Source organism: Pseudomonas sp. NPDC089395, assembly GCF_044749525.1.
Classification (GTDB): Bacteria; Pseudomonadota; Gammaproteobacteria; order Pseudomonadales; family Pseudomonadaceae; genus Aquipseudomonas.
Genome location: NZ_JBIVID010000003.1, coordinates 297,896 through 316,496, shown reverse-complemented (window position 1 = coordinate 316,496; position 18,601 = coordinate 297,896). Strand labels below are relative to the sequence as shown.

Below are 18,601 nucleotides of genomic sequence, written 5' to 3'. Positions count from 1 at the left end.
GGGCCGGCACGCTGGCCCAAGGGAGACTTGATGAAACCCATGGTGCTTGGAGTTACCCTGCTTTCACTTGCCGTGCCGGCCTTCGCACAGATTCCCGACAAGCTGGCTGAAGACGCCTACATCTATGGTTACTCCATGGACGAGGCCTACAAATTCTTCTATGAGACGGCGGTCAAGACCAACACCCCCCTCAATCGCTTCCAGAACATCCGCCACCTGGCCGATGACACCTACGTCGACCACCCCACCATCAACAACGACACCCTGCACCTGATGGGCTGGCTAGATGTCGCAGCCGAGCCGGTGATCGTCAGCGTGCCGGAAATGGAAAAGGGTCGTTACTGGATCCTGCACACCATGGACATGGGCCACTACACGACCTCCATGATTGGTTCGCGAACCCGCGATACGAAAGGTGGCCACTTCATGTTCGCCTCGCCACAGTGGAAGGGTGAAGTGCCGGACAGTGTCACTGAAGTGATCCGTGTCGAATCCAACCTGGTGAAACTGATGGGCAGGATTATGTCCACGGGCCCGGAAGACCAGAAAAAGGCCCTTGGCTACATGGATGACTGGAACGTTCGAACGCTTTCGGCCTATCTGGGCGAGCCCGGACCGAAAGCCAAGCAGCGCACCTACCCCGACCCGGCCAAAACCAACTGGTTGCAAAGGGTCAACTTCGTGCTGTGTGATGGCAACATGGGACAGGCCGACAAAAAATGGCTCGACCAGTACAAGGCGGTTGGCGTGGAGCCCTGCAAGGAAAACTTCACCAAGGAGCAACTGGCGGCTGCCAAAAAGGGTGAAGAACTGGGCATGAAGCACATCAAGGAACTCGCACCGTCGATGACCGATGCCGGCAAACTGCTGGGCACCCGCGAGCAGCTGGGCGACGGGCCCCGTGACCTGTTTGCCGAGGGCACGTACATTGGCCAGTGGGGGCTGCCGCCCGATGAAAGTATCTACCTGCGCACCGAGACCGCTGCCGATGGCAAGCCGATCAACGGCTCCAATGGCAAGTCTTACACCATGCACTTCAAGGCGCCTGAAGTTAGCCAGTTCTGGTCCTTCACCGTGTACGGCTCGGATAACCGCCTGATGGCTCACAACGCCATCAACCGCCACAGCCGCGGCGACCGCACCCTCAAGCCGGATGCCGATGGCGAATACACCATCGAGCTGAGCGCCAAGGGTGACGAGAGCAACCCCAACTACCTGCCCATTCCGGAAAAGGATGCGTACATAGTCCTGAGGTTGTATGGCCCAAGTAAGGCAGTGCAAGGCGGCGGCTACAAGTTCCCGCCCATCGAAGTGACCTCAAACTGACGTTTCTGGATGCTGCCCTGCCGATGGAGGTTACTCTTGGAATGAGAGTGACCTCCATCGAGCCTGCACTCAGTACCTACCAGCAGAGAGAGAGCACATGCAGCGAATTCATCTCACGTGCGTGTTAGTCATGATGGTTGTCGTACATTCCGGTAGTGCACATGCCGAAGACTCGGCGGAATTGGCCAAGGCAGCGCTCAACCCGGTAGCGGCCATGTACAGCCTGCCCGTGCAGTACAACTGGGATCAGAAGATGGGGACCACCGGTGAAGGTATGCACAGCGTCACCAACATTCAGCCAGTGCTGCCTTTCAAGTTGAACGAAGACTGGAACCTCATTTCACGTACCATCCTCCCTCTCATCGACCAGCATGGCTTGTCCCCCAATGGCGCGGCGGACAAATCGGGTGCAGGGGATATCACGCAAAGCTTTTTCTTCTCCCCCAGCAAACCCACCGACAGTGGTTGGATTCTTGGCGCTGGTCCGGCTTTTTTGATTCCAACCGGCAGTGATGAATTGCTTAGTAACGATCAATGGGGCCTGGGCCCCACCGCAGTGGCACTCAAACAATCAAAGGGCTGGACCCGCGGCATACTCGCCAACCACATCTGGGGCCTTGATGGTAGCCCGCCGGATGAGAAGGAAAAGGTTAACCAGACCTTCCTGCAACCCTTTCTTTCCTACACCACTAAGACGCACACCACGTACGGTATCAACTCCGAATCAACCTATGATTGGCAAGTACGCGAGTGGTCCGTACCCATCAACCTGACAGTCACCCAACTCCTGAAAATCAGCGGCCAGCCACTGACAATCCAGGCAGGCCCGAGGTATTGGCTGGATCGATCAGGAGAAGGACCTCAAGGCTGGGGATTCCGCATGGCGGTAACGTTGCTGTTTCCCCATTGACTGATAACCGCAGTCAGCTTAAGCGTTTCAATTTCTGAAGGAGCGACAATGAATACCGTGCTGCTGAAGATCAAACATGAATTCATGAAGGCGCTTCCCCCAACCATTTTTTTCTTCATCATTCTCCACATCGTGGCCCTGATCCGCTCACTCATGATCAAGGGGTCAGGGGTGGACCTTCCCGTTTCAGCCTCCGTGCTGATCGCATCCCTGGTGCTTGGAAAGTCTGTGCTGGTGGCAGACATGTTGCCCTTTATCAACCGTTTCCCTGATAAGCCGCTGATATGGAATGTCAGCTGGAAGACCCTCATGTATGCCTTGGTCGCACTTGTGGTGCATTACCTGGAGCGGCTCTACGACTACTGGAAGGAGGCGCCTAGCTTCATGGACGCGAATTCCCTGCTGTGGTCCTCGATGAATTGGCCGCGCTTCTGGGCCATACAGATCCTACTCATGACCCTGATTTTCATGTACTGCGTCATCGCAGAACTGGCACGAGTCATTGGTCGTGATCGACTGAAAGTGATGTTTGTTGGTCCGCTGCCGCCAAAACATGCTAAATCAGCGGAAGGTGCCTAAGGTCCGCAGGCTGGTGCAAGAGGGATTTTCGGACCATGCTTGAAAGTCCGCTTTGGGTCGTAAGCAGCCATTCGTGCATGACTTCCTGTAAAGTCCCAAATGACTCATGAGAATCGTATTCGGAGAAGGTCAGAATCTCAGAAACAATGCCGGTCCAGACAACGCTGTGGCGGGAGGTAGGATTAACTTTCGCACCTGCAAATGCGAGCACGAGTTCTCCGACCTTCGCCTTCTTGCGGATGCGCGGCTTACAGACCGCCAGCGTAACGGCCGGCGGATCGTAGTTGGGCGCGGAGCCCGCGTCCGTGGCGATCACATACGTGTGGACTCGCATCGTCATGCCTCCTGCGCAAAAAGCTGATCAAGCCAGGAGAACGCATCGGCACGATTCGTGATGTCTGCGACGAACTCCTGACCACGTGCTGCGGCCTCCAGGGTCCCTGACGACGCCCAGCGTTGCAATGGGTGATAGGTTAGTCCGACTCCGCCGCGTGTTGGGTTCAACCAATCCGGTACCGACCAAAGGGACGGACGTGGAGCATGACTTTCGGTCAGTCGAAAGCCCGTCTTGAACAGGCCGAAGCCCGGGAGTTGGGCTACGCGACCGTCCAGGACCAGACGGTCAGCAGCAATGTAAAGCGTGTTGTTTTCCTTCCAGCCGGGCCTGGTGTGCGGGTGTTCTTCGAGCCAAGGGTAGCGCTCAGCTGCGTGTGTTCCATCGAAACCCAGAGAGAAGACCTCTCCGATTTGCAGCCATCCAAATACACGATGCTCTCGTTGCCCCTGGTATGACCAGCAGCCTTGGATTTGCCTCACCGGCCGGAATAGCCCCCAGAAAAGGAACAAATCGCCGACACCGACGCCTTGACCGGCGAGATGACTCTGAGCTGCGGCAAGCTGACCGAGCGCGCCACGCCATCCGGGCGCGCGAGGGCGTAGGTTGGGATCAAGGTCTGGATCGAGGTGGCACGGAGTAGCTCTCGTGTGGCGGCCTCGGGTTAACTGTTCGATGAGGGTCGGGGTCGGTTCGGTCAGGTCGCCGAAGGTGATGGGCGTCGGCATGCGTGTGGGGATGGGGAGCGAGACTGGTCTCCCCTCCACGAGCGGGCTGGGCACTCCGCCGGCGGTGGAGTCGAAACCTTTACGCGAGAGTATGAGCTTCATGAGCCACCGCCAGTGGCGAGGTGTCGCTTGAAATTGTGGACCGACGCGATCAATTCACCGTCGATGTTTAGCGCCGCCAAGGTATTGAGTGTAATCCGCTTGATCCGGGCATAAGCAAACGCCTCATGGCTGTGACCGGCAGAGATCGAGGGGTTGAGCGATCGCTTGCAGAGGGCTGCTAACGGCCAGGAGCGGACATTGGTCTATCGCAATGCTAACCTGCGCCGGATCCTTCAAGGCCGCCTCATGGACATACCGTCTCGCTTCATCATCCATGAATCCAGGTACTGGGTTCTCAATCACCGCATAAACAGTGCGTTGCCAGGCTACTTGATGCTCAGTGCAAAGCAGATGACCAATTCCCTGGCTGCGCTACCGACCGAAGCGCAAGCGGAGTCGGGTGTTTTGCAGGCGCGAGTCCAGAAAACCATCGATGATCATTTACAGCCAAAACGCTTGTACATCGGCCGCTGTGGGCATGATGCCGGTTACTCCATTCACTTCCATTTCATCCCGGTCTATGCCTGGGTAGAAGCCTTGTTCTGGGCAGACGAAAGGTACAGGCTGCTAGAAACCTTCGGTTCGATCGACAGTGCGCCGCCGCAAACAGATGGCGCAGAACTGACACTGTTTGTGTGGCGAGAGTTTTGTGAGCGCCCTGTGGCGCCACCGGTACAAGGCCCCTGCGTTGATCACGTTATTGCAACCCTGCGTAGCGCATTCGATTTTCAGCAGCCTGGTTGACCTGAATAAGGCCAGGCCTCGCGGCCGGCCGCTTTGGGTCGAAAGCAATCAGTCGAGCGTGGCCGCTATCGACCCAGAGTAGACATCTGGATCTTGGGGCCGCTTCGCGGCCCATCGCCGGCAAGCGCGGCTCCCACAGGCACCAAGTAAGCCTGGGGCTGGTGATACTTCTGTGGGAGCCGGCTTGCCGGCGATGACTGCCATCATTGCGCAGAAGGTGACGATTTGCCCCCGGCTTTCTCTTCGACCAACTTGTAGGCCACGTAGTACTTGTAGATATTGCCCACATAATCCACGGTTTCCCGGCCCACCACCTGGGCGGCGGCCTGTTCGACGTTGCCGAACCAGACGTTCTTGTTGAGCCCCGACTTTTCCGCCAGCGCACGGAACTTGCGCAGGTTGCCAGGGCCTGCGTTGTAGGCGGCGAAGGTCATCAAGGTTCGATTCATCTGGGTCAGTTGCGGGTCGTCGAGGTACTTGTCTGCGAGCAGGCGCATGTATTTGCTACCGGCCTCGATGTTCCGGTCGGCGCTTTTGTCGATGCCCTCGATGCCGACGGAGGGGTCCTTCGCGGTGGTGGGCAACAGCTGCATCACGCCCACCGCGCCTCGGTGGCTGCGGCCCCCCGGTCAAGTTGCGACTCCTGGAAACCCTGGGCCATGAGCATCAGGTGGTCGAAGCCGCGGTGACCATTATCTCCAGGATGTCTACAGCAAACGGGGCGGAAAAGTCGACGTTCTTCAGACGCTCTTCGGTAATGGTCAGGCCACCGGCTGCAATATCGCCAACGCCCTTGATCAGGTTCGGCATCAACTGGTCACGGCTCGTGGGGATGAACATCACCCGCCATTGCATGGACTTTTTCGGATAGGGCTGGGTCTTGTTCAGCCAAGCCTCCAGGCCCTTGCCCAACTCAAAGCTCAGGCCCCGCTGGCGGCCGCGGTCCAGCTCGAAGAAGGTCTTGCTGTAGGGCACCAGCACCCGTATCAAGCGGCGCTCGCGCATGCCTTCGAAGTCCCCGATCCAGTTCTCGGGTATCGGCAAGACAAGCTTTTGAACTTCCGCCTCTTCAGCCGGGGTCAGTTCGACGCTCGGAAGTTCAGCCGATGGCGCAGCGCTCAAGGAAAAAGGCAGTGATAGCAACAGGCAAAAGAGGAAATGCTGGAGTCTGTTTGGCAGTATGTTCATGACATTCACCCGCCGGGTTTAGCCATATCAGGGTATAGCTCAAATCCTCACCCGAGTCTTCCCGCAGAACCTCATCGCCGGCAAGTCGGCTCCCACAGGAAGACGTCGGCCGCGAGCTTGCCGGCGATGGGCCGAGGGATCAACTGAACGCGTTGATGAACCAGGTGATCACCGGCAAGGCGACGATGTCGATCAGCACCGCACCACACAGCGGAACGATGATAAAGGCCTTGTACGAGAACACTTTGTAGTGATCACAGATGGCCCCCATGTTGGCCACCGCATTGGGCGTCGCCCCCAGGCCATGGCCCATGTAGCCGGCGCACAGGACGGCGGCATCGTAGTTGCCACCGAACAGGCGGAACAGCACGAATACGCACAACGCCATCATGATCAGCACCTGCACCACCAGAATCACCAGCAACGGCAGGCCAAGTTGCTCCAACTCCCAGAACTTCAGGCTCATCATGGCCATGGTCAGGAACATGCCCAGGCTGATGTCACCCAAGGTGCCGACCGCGTTGTCCGGGATCTCGATCAACTGGGCACGGTCGTTGAAGTTACGCACAATGATCGCCACGAACATGGCGCCGACATACACCGGCAAGACGATCCCCAGGTGCGCCTTCAAGGCATCGCCGATCCAGAAACCAAGCACCATGATCACCAGCATGCAGGTCAGCAGACGCAGCAGCACCTTGGAGTCGATGGCCACGCCTGGACCTTCATTGGCCTTTTCCAGCACTTGCAGCGTGTCTGCGCTATCGGCCCGAACCACGAGTTTCTTCCGGTCGATCAAGAAACGCGCCACCGGGCTACCCAGCAAGGCGCCGGCCACCATGCCGAAGGTGGCCGAAGCCAATGCCGCCGTCGTCGCACCCGAGGTGCCAAGGCTTTCGGCAATCGGGCCAAACGCAGCGGCCGCGCCAAAGCCGCCTTCAAGCGACACTGCACCGGCCATGATGCCCAACAGCGGATCGATCCCCAACGCCTTGGCCATGCCGACACCCACCAGGTTCTGCAAGAGTGCCAACCCCCAGCAAGCCCCCAGGTAGACGAACAGGATCTTGCCGCCCTGGCGCAGCAGGCCAAGGCTGCCGCCAAGGCCGACGGTGGTGAAGAACATCACCATCAAAGGTGTTTGCATGGCCGTGTCGAGGGTGATGTCCAGCCACTGCAGATTGCGCAGTAGCCACACCACCAGGGCAAAGCCGAAGCCACCGATCACCGGGGCAGGTACACAGAGTTGGCGCAACCAATGGCTGTGCTTTTTCAGTTGTGCGCCCATGGCCAGCAGCAATAGCGCCAGGGCAACAGTGGTCAATGCGTCAAGTTGCAAGGTAAGCATGGGGTAATACTCTTGTTTTTGTACTGGGACAGATAAAGGGGTTTTTCAGTCGACCAGGCTTGCCAGCAGCCGCGCGCCGATCTTTGCAGTGCGCAAGTCCTGATCGAGGGCTGGGTTGAGCTCGGCCACATCGGCCATGCGCAACTTGCCGCTTGCCTTGGCGCGCCGAACCAGGTGCTCGACCACCATCAGGTCGACACCGTGGGCCGAAGGCGCGCTGACGCCAGGGGCCTGGCTGGCCGGGAGCACATCGAGGCAGATCGTCATGTACAAATGATCGATGCCCGCCAGGAACTCATCGACATAAGCCTCGATAGCCGCGATGTTCCACGGCTGCATCTGCCGATCGAGGCGATAGCGCACATTCAGGCGCTGCGCCTGTTCGAACAACGCCTGGGTGTTGTTCAGCTCGCTCACGCCGAGGCAGCAGTAGTCGAAGGCCATACCGACCTGCTCGCAGTATTCGGCGATCTGTCGAAACGGCGTGCCGGAGCTGCTTTGCTCGGCGTGGCGAAGGTCGAAGTGGGCATCGAAGTTGAGAATGCCGATGCGCGGATGTTCTTCCAGACGCCGCAGGTGCTGGGCCAGGCCCAGGAAGCTTGCATAGGCGATTTCATGCCCGCCGCCCACGCCCAGGGGCAAATGCCCCTGCTCCAGCAGCAACGCCACACGCTGGGCATAAGCCCATTGGGCGCCTTCAAGGTCAGTGCCTTCGCAGGCGACATCGCCGCTGTCATAGACCGGCCGCTCGCCGCGCCAAGCCAGGTTGGCCAGCGCCTTGCGCAAGACGGGCGGCCCAAGACGGGCGCCCGTGCGGCCCTGATTGCGGCTCACGCCTTCATCGCAGGCCAGGCCCACCAGGGCTGTGCCGGGTGCCTGCCGATCAGCGAAAGGCTGCACCCATTGGTGCCAGCGTAGCGCCGAGGCGCCCTCGCCCGCGTCGATACGCCCCTGCCATGGCGGCACGGAAAAATTGTCTGTCATGCAGAAACTCCAGGTGTGATTCAGTCCAGCCGCGCACCAACGCGCAAAGCGACCTCACAGGTCCAGTGGGTCAGCCGCTCGCTGTTCTTCTGTGCACGAAAGGCCGGGGCCATCAGGCTGATTGCGCCATGCAGCCGGTTGCGGCTGTCGAGTACCGGTGCGCTGACGCCCCAGACGCCGTCGTCGATTTCGCTCAGGCTGACCGCAAACCCTTGGGCGCGGATGGCGATGAAACTGTGCTCGTATTCGGCAATGCCTTCGGCATCCACCCCCTGATCGTGGAGGAACGCCTGACTGCGCTCGGGCTCCATGTGCGCCAGCAGCACCCGCGCCGAAGCACCCACCAGCAGGGGCTGGGCCAAGCCTTTCTGATAGCAGCAGCGCAGCGGCTGCGGACTGTCGATCATCTCGATGCAAATGGCCTGGCCATTGCTCGGCACCATCAAGGCGACACTCTCGCGACTCAACTCGGCCAGGCGTTTGAGCTCCGGCAGCGCCTGCGAGACCAACAGCGCCTGGCGGTCGAACTTTTTCGCCAACTGCAGGCAGGCAGGCCCTGGCAGGTAACGGCCGTAGCCGTTGTCTTCGGCAAGGCCCCAGCGCAGCAAGGTCTTCAGGTGCCGGTAGGTGCTGCTCAAGGGTTGGGCCAGTTGCAGACTCAATTCCTTGGCCGCCACCGCCTCATCGGCCTGCCCGAGGGCGACCAGAATCTGCAATAAGCGATCGGTGGGGCTGGTGTAGTTCATGTGTGCTCCTTGCGAACATGGTGCACAGGGTTTTCTCAAAGGGTGAAACAGGATTCCCATGGAGTGGGAAATTTTGTCCATAAAGACGAGATAGGAGACGACCGGTGCCCATTCGCGAAACAAGCCCGCTTTCAGACAGCGTCGTGGGGGTGCGGGGTGACTACCAGCCCTTCACCCCCGTCATGTCCGGCAGCTTGTGCGCGATGCCCTTGTGGCAATCGATACAGGTAGCCTCGCCGCTGGCCAGGGAGGTGGAATGCATGGCGGCGGCGCGTTTACTCTGGCGGGTGAAATCCATGAACTGGAAGTTGTGACAATTGCGGCACTCGCGCGAGTCGTTGGCCTTGAGCCGTGCCCACTCGTGTTCGGCCAGTTCGCGGCGGTGAGCGACAAATTTTTCGCGGGTATCGATGGTGCCGAAGAGCTTGCCCCAGACCTCCTTGGAGGCCTGCATCTTGCGCGCGATCTTGTGCGTCCATTCATGGGGCACATGGCAGTCCGGGCAACTGGCGCGCACACCGGAACGGTTGGTGTAGTGGATGGTTTCCTGAAGTTCGACGAACACGTTGTCACGCATCTCGTGGCACGAGGTACAGAACTTCTCGGTGTTGGTCAGTTCGAGTGCCGTGTTGAAGCCCCCCCAGAAAATGATCCCGGCAATGAACCCGCCAAGCGTCAGAAAGCCCAGGCTGAAATACACACTGGGACGACGCAGGATGCCCCAATAGTCCTTGAGCAGGGCAATCAGTGTTTTCATGGCGCCTCCTCAGGGTTTGCGCGCAGCGTTGGCGTCGTCTTGCAGGATCTTGTCGATGGTCTCGAAGCTATTGCCCACCAGCGGCTGCACTTCTTTTTGCACGACATGGCACTGGTTGCAGAAATAACGCCGTGGCGACACCGCTGCCAGGGCCTGGCCATCGCGGTCCATGTAGTGGGTGATGCTGATGGCCGTCGCCTGGCTCTTCGCGCTATTGGCCCGGCTGTGACACGCCAGGCACTTGTTGCCATTCATGTCGATCTGATAGCCGCGAATGGCATGGGGAATGGTCGGCGGCTGGTCGGGGTAGTTGCGTTCACGCTTGATGTCGCGGTTCTCGTCGTTGGCAATGGCCGGGGCCGGCATGCTTTGCGTCAAGGTACCGCCAGGCCGACGCCCGTCAGGCCCCGGCGCATCGAGGGGATAATCGACCTCGGCGGCCAGCGCCAGGCCAATCGCGGCCAGCAGGAACAGGGGCAGCATTCGAAAAGGCATGATGGGTCTCCTCAGGCCATGCTGATCAACTCGATGCGGATCGCGCACTTCTTGTAGTCGGTCTGCTTGGAGATCGGGTCGGTCGCATCGAGGGTGACCTTGTTGATCAGTTTGTTGGCATCGAAGAACGGCACAAACACCAGACCGCGCGGCGGCTTGTTGCGGCCCCGGGTTTCGATGCGTGCACGGATCTCACCGCGCCGGCTGATCAGCTTCACTTCACTGCCACGTCGCGCGTTCATCGCCTTGGCATCCTCGGGGTGCATGTACACCAGGGCATCGGGCACGGCCTTGTACAGCTCTTCGACGCGTTGGGTCATGGTGCCGGTATGCCAGTGCTCCAGCACCCGGCCGGTGCTCAACCAGAACGGATAATCGGCATCCGGGGCTTCGGCAGGCGGCTCATAAGGCAAGGCGAAAATGATCGCCTTCTTGTCGGGGTAGCCGTAGAACTGCACAGCACTGCCTTTCTCGACATAAGGATCGAGCCCTTCGCGGTAGCGCCAGCGAGTTTCCTTGCCATCGACCACGGGCCAGCGCAGCCCGCGCTCGCTGTGGTAGCGGTCGAAATCGGCCAGGTCATGGCCGTGGCCGCGGCCAAAGCGGGCGTATTCCTCGAACAGGCCTTTTTGCACGTAGAAGCCGAAGGCCTTGGCTTCGTCATTCTTGTAACCGGCTTCCATCTGCTCGACAGGGAACTGGTCGACCTGCCCGTTCTTGTACAACACCTCGTACAGCGTCTTGCCTTTGAGTTCGGGCGCCTTGGCCAGAAGCTCGGCAGGCCAGACTTCGTCGGTGGTAAAGCGCTTGGAGAATTCCATCAGCTGCCACAGGTCCGACTTGGCATCCCCCGGCGCACTCACCAGTTGATGCCAGAACTGGGTACGCCGTTCGGCATTGCCGTAGGCGCCCTCCTTCTCTACCCACATGGCGCTCGGCAGGATGAGGTCGGCCGCCTGGGCAGAGACGGTGGGGTATACGTCGGAAACGATCACGAAGTTCTCGGGCTTGCGCCAGCCAGGCAGCACCTCTTGCATGATGTTGGGACCGGCATGCATGTTGTTGCTGGCCTGGGTCCAATAGACGTTGAGGACACCGTCCTTGAGCATGCGGCTCTGCTGCACGGCGTGAAAACCGACCTTCTCCTGGACCGTGCCGGCCGGCAGCTTCCAGATCGCTTCAGCGGTGGCCCGGTGCTTGGGATTGGTCACGACCATATCGGCAGGCAGGCGGTGCGAGAAGGTCCCGACCTCGCGAGCGGTACCGCAGGCCGAGGGTTGCCCGGTCAGTGAAAAGGGACTGTTGCCCGGTTCGCTGATCTTGCCCGTGAGCAGGTGGATGTTGTAGATCAGGTTGTTGGCCCACACCCCCCGGGTGTGCTGGTTGAAGCCCATGGTCCAGAACGATACGACCTTGCGCTTGGGGTCGGCATACAGTTCGGCCAGGGCCTTGAGCCGTTCGGCGGGCACTCCGCTTTCCTTCGCGGCGCGCTCGAGGGTGTAGGGTTTGACGAACGCCGCGAACTGATCAAACGAGATATCGCTCCAGGTGTTGGCCTTGTCGGCGTTCTTGGCGCGGGTTTCCAACGGATTGTCCGGGCGCAGCCCGTAGCCGATGTCGTCGGCACCCTGGGCGAAGCGCGTGTGCTTGCCAATGAAGTCCTGGTTCACCGCACCGCTTTCGATGATGTGGTTGGCGATGTAGTTGAGGATCAGCAGATCGGTTTGCGGCTTGAACACCATGGGGATGTCGGCCAGCTCGAAGCTGCGATGCTCGAAGGTGGACAGCACCGCCACCTTGACGTGAGGCTGGCTCAGGCGCCGATCGGTGACCCGGGTCCAGAGGATCGGGTGCATCTCGGCCATGTTCGAGCCCCAGAGCACGAAGGCATCGGTGGCTTCGATGTCGTCGTAGCAGCCCATCGGCTCGTCCGCGCCAAAGGTGCGCATGAAGCCCATCACCGCCGAGGCCATGCAGTGGCGCGCATTGGGATCGATGTTGTTGCTGCGAAAGCCGCCCTTCATCAGCTTGTTGGCGGCGTACCCTTCCCACACCGTCCATTGCCCCGAGCCGAACATGCCGATGGATTCGGGGCCTTTGTTCTTCAAGGCCTCCTTGTACTTCTGCGCCATGATGTCGAAGGCCTGATCCCAACTGATCGCCTGGAATTCGCCCTGCTTGTCGTATTGACCGTTCTTCATGCGCAGCAGCGGCTGGGTCAGGCGGTCGACGCCATACATGATCTTCGACAGGAAGTAACCCTTGACGCAGTTCAGGCCACGGTTGACCTCGGCCTTGATATCGCCGTGGGTGGCGACTACGCGGTTGTCCCGCGTCGCGACCATGACGCTGCAACCGGTGCCGCAGAAGCGACAGGGTGCCTTGTTCCAGTCCAGGGTAACCATGTCCGCTTCGGTCACCAGGTTACTGGCGCTGCTGAATATCGGCAGGCCGGCAGCGGCGGCGGCAATGGCGGCGGCATGGACCTTGGCGAATTCCCGGCGAGTCAGGCTCATTCGATGTCTCCTGCAGGGTCGAGGAGTTCGTGATAGACCAGCGCGGCATTGAGTACACCTGGAATGTTGCTGATCTGTTCGATGCATTGAAGAATCTGGCTTTCGTGCTCGGCTTCAAGCACCACCACCAGTTTTCCAACGGGACTTTCCTGATGCAGTTCCAGGCCTGGCAACAAGCGCAGGTTGGCTTTTACCGCGGCGAACAGCTCGGGGCGGGCGTGGACCAGAAGGCTTGCGATATGCAGGGGCTCATCCATGCGCAGGCTCCAATGGATGTCAGACAGGTGTCATCAGTTGGGCGGCCCGGGAGGCCCCAACAGCATTTGCGAAAACCAGATGATGAAACCGTAGCCACCGACGATAACCACCGATAGCAATGGAAAGAGGAAGGCGACAAGAAAGAGGAACAGGCGGGTTTCCTTGCCGCGCTCGCTTTTTGGCGCTGGGTCAGTGGGCATGGATCAAACTCCAGGCAAACTTGCCTGAAGACTAGATCAGGTTGTTAGTTCGCGCGCTTGTCACGACCAATGGCGGTGACCAAGTCCCGGATATCATCAGGGGATTTGAAATTGAAAATCACTCCGATGTCGCTTCAGTTTTAGAGTCGATAACTTTTTCTTTCACGTCGGCTGCTGACAGAGTTCGACCTTATATAGGTGTTCGGTAATTAAGTTATTGGATCAATACAATTTATTAGCGATGTGCTGCAACGTGTCCGAAAAGTGCCCGTTACTGGCCATCACCCACTGTCAGCACGCAACCACCCTGTTGCGCCCCTGCTGCTTGGCCCGATAGAGGCGTTCGTCGGCCAGTTTCAAGACCGCATCGGCGGTCGGTGTCTGATCGTCCATGCAGGCCACACCTACCGAAAGGGTCAGCCTGCCCACCGCGGGTGTCTGGCTGGTCGCCACGTTTTCCCTGATCCGCTGCGCGATGGTTTCGGCGATGGCGATGGGGCTATCGGGCATGATCACGATGAACTCCTCTCCCCCGTACCGGCACACAAGGTCGCTTGACCTTGAATTGATCTTCAGGATATCGGCCACGTGCTTGAGCACCAGGTCGCCAACGTCGTGGCCAAACACATCGTTCACCCGCTTGAAGTGATCGATGTCCAGGGCCAGTACCGCATAGGGCTGTTCGGTCTGGGTCAACAGGTCCAGGAAGGTGGTCATCGCCCTGCGATTGGCCAGGCCGGTCAAGGCATCGCTCTGCGCTTCTTGGTGGAGACGGCCGAGGGTCTGCTGCAAGAGCCTGACACCGCTGAGCAGCGCTCGGCGGATCGCCGCCGCATCGCGGTACCAGGCCTGCACATTGAGCAATTGCGACTCGGCCTGAGGCGCGGTCAACTGCATGGCGGTGATCGACAGCTGGCGCAGTGGCCGCACGATCAGGTTGGTACCTGCCAGAATCAGCCCCAACCCGATGATGCCTGCCGGCAGCATGCCGAGCAGCGTCTGCCCCATCAGTTCGGCCAAGGGCGCCAGGGTGCGCTCACGTGGCTGCTCGGCGATAACGGCCAGTCCGGTGCCCGCCACCGGCGCGAAGCCTGCCAGCATCTGCTCCTGGTTGTGGTCTGCCATCTGTATGGCGCCGTACTCACCCCGCAGCGCCTGATCCACCGCCGGGCTGGGCGTGAAGATCTCGCCGATTTGCCGTTGGTTCGGGTGATACAGCACACGCCGGTTGCCATCGACGACGAACACCAAGGTGCCCTCATGGTGAAAGTGGCTACTGATCAGCGTATGCAAGGCGCTCTGCTGCTCAAGATAGATGGAGCTGCCGATCACCCCGATAAATTCGCCCGAGGCACGGGTGACAGGTTGCGAGATGAACAGCACCAGATGGCCGGAGCGGGAGATATAGGCCGAACTGATCATAGGCTTGCGCGCTTGCAGTGTCTGTTCCATGAGCGCTGAGTCCAGCGTGGCGTCATGACCACTGCGCAACACCTGCGGCGCCGTTTGCAACACCCTGCCGCTGGGCCCGACGATGGCAACCGCGTTGAGGTCCAAGTCCTGATCCCTCAGGCGATTGGCCTCTGCCCGCAGCGCAGCGGGATCATCCCAATGCTCGGCCAGGATCAGGGCACTGTATTTCATGCGCCGCTGCGCCGAATGAAGGAAGGCTTCAATGCTTGAAGCGACCTTGGCGGCGTACGCTCGGTTGGCTTCGAGGGTGGAATCGATCAGGGCATCGCGCTGGATGCGATAGGCGACGATGAGGCTGTTGCACACGGTGGCGAGCACCGACAACAGCACAAAAAGCAACACAAGTGCTCGCAGATCAAGCAACTGGGGCCAAAAGCGCTTCATGTCACATCCCGAAAGAGTCGCCGAAGTAACGCTCTTCAGGCTAGCTCGGCCAGGCATCGAGGGCGGCCTGCTAGCGCTAATTACCCGATGTTGCCCGACGACCGCTGCATGTGTTCGATTATCGAACAGTAGCCTGCAACCTTGCATTGACGGCCCAGCCCGCGCTGCTCACCATTCCCTTGTCTTGCGTGCCTTTCTGCCCTGAACCTGGCCGCAGCTATCAGCCGCTCCTTACAATTTCAAGAAACAAGCTCATGACGCCTTCGAAGATCGACACCACCCTGCCGCCCCTGCCCCAGGGCTCCATCGGCAGCAAGATTCGCGGCGCGTTCGCCGTGGGCAAGACGCGCTGGGGCATGCTCGCCCTGGTGTTCTTCGCCACCACCCTGAACTACATCGACCGTGCCGCACTCGGCATCATGCAGCCGATCCTGGCCAAGGACATGAGCTGGACGTCGATGGACTACGCCAACATCAACTTCTGGTTCCAGGTGGGCTACGCCATCGGCTTCCTGCTGCAGGGCCGGCTGATCGACAAGGTCGGCGTGAAGCGCGCGTTCTTCGTCGCGGTGCTGCTCTGGAGCTTGGCCACCGGTGCCCATGGGCTGGCCACCTCGGCCGCAGGCTTCATGGTCTGCCGCTTCATCCTCGGCCTGACCGAGGCGGCCAACTACCCCGCCTGCGTCAAGACCACGCGGCTATGGTTCCCGGCCGGTGAACGGGCCATCGCCACCGGGCTGTTCAACGCCGGCACCAACGTCGGCGCCATGATCACCCCGGCCCTGCTGCCGGTGATCCTGGCCGCCTGGGGCTGGCAAGCGGCCTTTATCGCCATGGGCTGCCTGGGCCTGGCCTGGGTGGTGCTGTGGGGCCTTAAGTACTTCAACCCCGAGGAGCACCCCCACGTGCGCCAGAGCGAGCTCGACTACATCCAGCAGGAGGTCGAGCCTGAGGCGGTGCGTGTGCCGTTCAGCCATATCCTGCGCATGCGCGGCACCTGGGCTTTCGCCTTGGCGTTCGCGATTACCGCACCGGTGTTCTGGTTCTACCTGTACTGGCTGCCCCCGTTTCTCAACCAGCAGTACAACCTTGGCATCAGCGTCACCCAGATGGGCATCCCGCTGATCCTGATCTGGCTGACGGCGGATGTCGGCAGCATCGGCGGTGGCATTCTCTCGTCGTGGCTGATCGGCCGCGGCATGCGCGCCACCCGTGCACGGCTGGTGTCGATGCTGCTGTTTGCCTGCACCATCGTCAGCGTGACCTTCGCCGCGCATGCCAGCGGCTTGTGGCTGGCGGTACTGGCCATTGCCGTGGCGGTCGGCGCGCACCAGGCCTGGACGGCGAACATCTGGAGCCTGCTGATGGACTACACGCCCAAGCACCTGGTGAGTACCGTGTTCGGCTTTGGCAGCATGTGCGCGGCCATTGGCGGGATGTTCATGACGCAGATCGTCGGCAGCGTGCTGACCCTTACTCACAACAATTATGCGGTGCTGTTCACGCTGATCCCGACGGTGTATTTCGTTGCGCTGGTGTGGTTGTACTTCATGGCGCCGCGCAGGCTCGAAGCGGTGTAGGTGCAGGGGGCTTGTCGGGCGAGTTTTGTTGTCCGTGAGATCGAGCGCCGCCCGCGCGGCGCTCGATTTACGCCCCACCCCAATACCTAAGCCAAGCACCTGGTAGCAACACCCCAATTTTTCGTATACAAAATCAGGCTTTCCTGGTTACATTAGCCGACGCCTACGACACCGGTAATCGCCGCTGCGTATTGCGACAGGCTAAAGCCATGCATTACCCCTACCTGCTCGCCCCCTCCGAGCCCCCTGCGCGAATCACTGCATTCGCCGCGGTTCCGTTTTCCCAGCACACCCCCCACCGCCTCACGCCGAGCCCATCTGCTCCGGCGGCGTCGACGCGTGCGCTGCTGCTCTAACGAACCTTGTGGAAACTCAGCACCTGGTTTCTAGGGTTTGGCTCTAATCGAAAACCGGGTGTCTGCAAACCTCGAATTGCAACCAGACCCCCACGCGGGAGTGGAACACCTATGCCCAAGACACTATTGATCAAGAACGCCGAACTGCTGGTGACGATGGACGGCCAACGCCGCGAGATCAGACGCGGCGGCCTGTACATCGAGGACAACCTGATCAAGCAGGTCGGCCCCAGCGACGAACTGCCCCAGCACGCCGACGAGATTCTCGACATGACCGGCAAAGTGGTCATCCCCGGCCTGGTCAACACCCACCACCACATGTACCAGAGCCTCACCCGCGTGGTGCCAGCGGCGCAGGACGGCGAGCTGTTCAACTGGCTGACCAACCTGTACCCGATCTGGGCCCGTTTGACCCCTGAAATGATCTCGGTCTCGACCCAGACCGCCATGGCCGAACTGATCCTGTCCGGCTGCACCACCTCAAGCGACCACCTGTACATCTACCCCAACGGCTGCAAGCTCGACGACAGCATCCACGCCGCCGAGGAAATCGGCATGCGCTTCCATGCCGCGCGCGGCAGCATGAGCGTGGGCCAAAGCCAAGGCGGCCTGCCACCGGATTCGGTGGTGGAGAAGGAAAGCGCGATCCTCAAGGAATCCCAGCGCCTGATCGAGGACTACCACGACGCCAGCCATGGCTCGATGCTGCGCGTGGTGGTGGCGCCCTGCTCACCGTTCTCGGTCAGCCGCGACCTGATGCGCGAAGCGGCCGTACTGGCACGCCAGTACGGCGTGTCGATGCACACCCACCTGGCCGAGAACGTCAACGACATCGCCTACAGCCGCGAGAAATTCGGCATGACCCCTGCCGAGTACGCCGAGGACCTTGGCTGGGTCGGCCACGATGTGTGGCACGCCCACTGCGTGCAGCTCGACCAGCACGGCATCGAACTGTTCGCCCGCACCGGTACCGGGGTGGCGCACTGCCCGTGCTCGAACATGCGCCTGGCCTCGGGCATCGCGCCGATCCGCAAGATGCGCGACCACGGCGTGCCGGTGGGCCTGGGCGTGGACGGTTCGGCCTCCAACGACGGCGCCAGCATGATCGACGAAGTGCGCCAGGCCCTGCTGCTGCAACGGGTCGGCTTCGGCCCCGACGCGATGACCGCGCGCGAGGCCCTGGAAATCGCCACCCTCGGCGGTGCCAAGGTGCTCAACCGTAACGATATTGGCGCCCTCGCCCCGGGCATGGTGGCCGACCTGGTCGCCTTCAACCTGAACCATGTGGCCTATGCCGGCGCCCTGCATGACCCGCTGGCGGCCCTGGTGTTCTGCACCCCGACCCACGTTGACACCAGCGTCATCAACGGCCGCGTGGTGGTCAAGGACGGCCGTATCACCACCGTCGACCTGCCACGGGTGCTGGAGCGCCACAACCAGCTGGCACGCCAGCTGGTGATCGGCGAGTGATCCACCCAGGCCGTTGCCCGTCGCCTTGAGGCAACGGCCTGCCCCTCATCTACACCGCTTCACCCACCGCGACTGAGACCGTGCTGTTAGACGCATCAAAAAAAACAAAAAGCGAGCTACTCA

Annotated in this window: 19 protein-coding genes; 6 read left to right on the top strand and 13 right to left on the bottom strand. The window is 60.5% G+C overall.

Annotation, left to right across the window (positions count from 1 at the left end):
• Positions 1–30: 30 nt before the first annotated feature.
• From ACIPZG_RS09835 to ACIPZG_RS09825, 3 genes are all read left to right on the top strand, one after another.
• Positions 31–1,326 carry a DUF1254 domain-containing protein gene (locus ACIPZG_RS09835; RefSeq protein WP_400712850.1) on the top strand — a complete coding sequence of 432 codons (1,296 nt, stop codon included), beginning with the start codon at positions 31–33 and terminating at the stop codon, positions 1,324–1,326.
• A 97-nt stretch (positions 1,327–1,423) separates the two neighbouring features.
• On the top strand, positions 1,424–2,236 hold the full coding sequence (locus tag ACIPZG_RS09830; protein ID WP_400712847.1) for a transporter: 813 nt from the start codon (positions 1,424–1,426) through the stop codon (positions 2,234–2,236).
• Positions 2,237–2,284: 48 nt separating this feature from the next.
• Positions 2,285–2,815: a hypothetical protein gene (locus tag ACIPZG_RS09825; RefSeq protein WP_400712844.1), complete on the top strand. Its 531-nt coding sequence runs from the start codon at positions 2,285–2,287 to the stop codon at positions 2,813–2,815.
• Here ACIPZG_RS09825 and ACIPZG_RS09820 read toward each other — a convergent pair.
• Both ACIPZG_RS09820 and ACIPZG_RS09815 read right to left on the bottom strand, forming a co-directional pair.
• Positions 2,793–3,149, bottom strand: a complete 357-nt coding sequence (locus tag ACIPZG_RS09820; RefSeq protein ID WP_400712841.1) for a hypothetical protein — start codon at positions 3,147–3,149, stop codon at positions 2,793–2,795. The two genes, ACIPZG_RS09825 and ACIPZG_RS09820, sit on opposite strands and share 23 nt — an antisense overlap.
• Positions 3,150–3,151: 2 nt before the next feature.
• Positions 3,152–3,979, bottom strand: coding sequence for a hypothetical protein (locus ACIPZG_RS09815; RefSeq protein WP_400712838.1), 828 nt, complete (start codon positions 3,977–3,979; stop codon positions 3,152–3,154).
• A gap of 246 nt (positions 3,980–4,225) precedes the next feature.
• Between ACIPZG_RS09815 and ACIPZG_RS09810 the strand changes: the two genes are divergently transcribed.
• Entirely contained in the window at positions 4,226–4,723 is a 498-nt protein-coding gene (locus tag ACIPZG_RS09810) for an HIT family protein (RefSeq protein WP_400713300.1), read from the top strand.
• A 203-nt stretch (positions 4,724–4,926) separates the two neighbouring features.
• On the opposite strand, the gene ACIPZG_RS09805 is transcribed toward ACIPZG_RS09810, so the two are convergent.
• The 11 genes from ACIPZG_RS09805 to ACIPZG_RS09755 all read right to left on the bottom strand — a co-directional run bounded on the left by ACIPZG_RS09805 (position 4,927) and on the right by ACIPZG_RS09755 (position 15,072).
• Positions 4,927–5,316, bottom strand: coding sequence for a transglycosylase SLT domain-containing protein (locus ACIPZG_RS09805; protein ID WP_400712835.1), 390 nt, complete (start codon positions 5,314–5,316; stop codon positions 4,927–4,929).
• Between the two features lie 73 nt (positions 5,317–5,389).
• Complete coding sequence (locus ACIPZG_RS09800; protein ID WP_400712832.1) at positions 5,390–5,767, bottom strand: transporter substrate-binding domain-containing protein; 378 nt, start codon at positions 5,765–5,767, stop codon at positions 5,390–5,392.
• 283 nt (positions 5,768–6,050) lie between these two features.
• Positions 6,051–7,259, bottom strand: a complete 1,209-nt coding sequence (gene gltS, locus ACIPZG_RS09795) for a sodium/glutamate symporter (RefSeq protein WP_400712829.1) — start codon at positions 7,257–7,259, stop codon at positions 6,051–6,053.
• A 45-nt stretch (positions 7,260–7,304) separates the two neighbouring features.
• Positions 7,305–8,243 carry a formimidoylglutamase gene (hutG, locus tag ACIPZG_RS09790; protein ID WP_400712826.1) on the bottom strand — a complete coding sequence of 313 codons (939 nt, stop codon included), beginning with the start codon at positions 8,241–8,243 and terminating at the stop codon, positions 7,305–7,307.
• A 20-nt stretch (positions 8,244–8,263) separates the two neighbouring features.
• Positions 8,264–8,989: an IclR family transcriptional regulator gene (locus ACIPZG_RS09785; RefSeq protein ID WP_400712823.1), complete on the bottom strand. Its 726-nt coding sequence runs from the start codon at positions 8,987–8,989 to the stop codon at positions 8,264–8,266.
• Between the two features lie 160 nt (positions 8,990–9,149).
• Entirely contained in the window at positions 9,150–9,746 is a 597-nt protein-coding gene (locus ACIPZG_RS09780; RefSeq protein ID WP_008095615.1) for a cytochrome c3 family protein, read from the bottom strand.
• Between the two features lie 9 nt (positions 9,747–9,755).
• The gene (locus ACIPZG_RS09775; RefSeq protein ID WP_008095613.1) at positions 9,756–10,241 is read right to left on the bottom strand and encodes a nitrate reductase cytochrome c-type subunit; all 486 of its coding nucleotides are present in this window, start codon (positions 10,239–10,241) and stop codon (positions 9,756–9,758) included.
• 11 nt (positions 10,242–10,252) lie between these two features.
• On the bottom strand, positions 10,253–12,757 hold the full coding sequence (napA, locus tag ACIPZG_RS09770) for a nitrate reductase catalytic subunit NapA (RefSeq protein WP_400712820.1): 2,505 nt from the start codon (positions 12,755–12,757) through the stop codon (positions 10,253–10,255).
• On the bottom strand, positions 12,754–13,014 hold the full coding sequence (locus tag ACIPZG_RS09765; protein WP_400712817.1) for a chaperone NapD: 261 nt from the start codon (positions 13,012–13,014) through the stop codon (positions 12,754–12,756). The genes napA and ACIPZG_RS09765 overlap by 4 nt, the downstream gene beginning before the upstream one ends.
• Positions 13,015–13,047: 33 nt before the next feature.
• A complete protein-coding gene (gene napE, locus ACIPZG_RS09760) occupies positions 13,048–13,215 on the bottom strand; it encodes a periplasmic nitrate reductase, NapE protein (RefSeq protein WP_008095609.1) in 168 nt (55 codons plus the stop codon).
• A 291-nt stretch (positions 13,216–13,506) separates the two neighbouring features.
• On the bottom strand, positions 13,507–15,072 hold the full coding sequence (locus tag ACIPZG_RS09755; RefSeq protein WP_400712814.1) for a diguanylate cyclase: 1,566 nt from the start codon (positions 15,070–15,072) through the stop codon (positions 13,507–13,509).
• Between the two features lie 254 nt (positions 15,073–15,326).
• On the opposite strand from ACIPZG_RS09755, the gene ACIPZG_RS09750 reads away from it, so the two are divergent.
• Positions 15,327–16,652 (top strand): MFS transporter, encoded by a 1,326-nt coding sequence (locus ACIPZG_RS09750; RefSeq protein ID WP_400712811.1) that lies wholly within the window; start codon positions 15,327–15,329, stop codon positions 16,650–16,652.
• 467 nt (positions 16,653–17,119) lie between these two features.
• Positions 17,120–18,478, top strand: a complete 1,359-nt coding sequence (locus ACIPZG_RS09745) for an 8-oxoguanine deaminase (RefSeq protein WP_400712808.1) — start codon at positions 17,120–17,122, stop codon at positions 18,476–18,478.
• Positions 18,479–18,601: the final 123 nt, after the last annotated feature.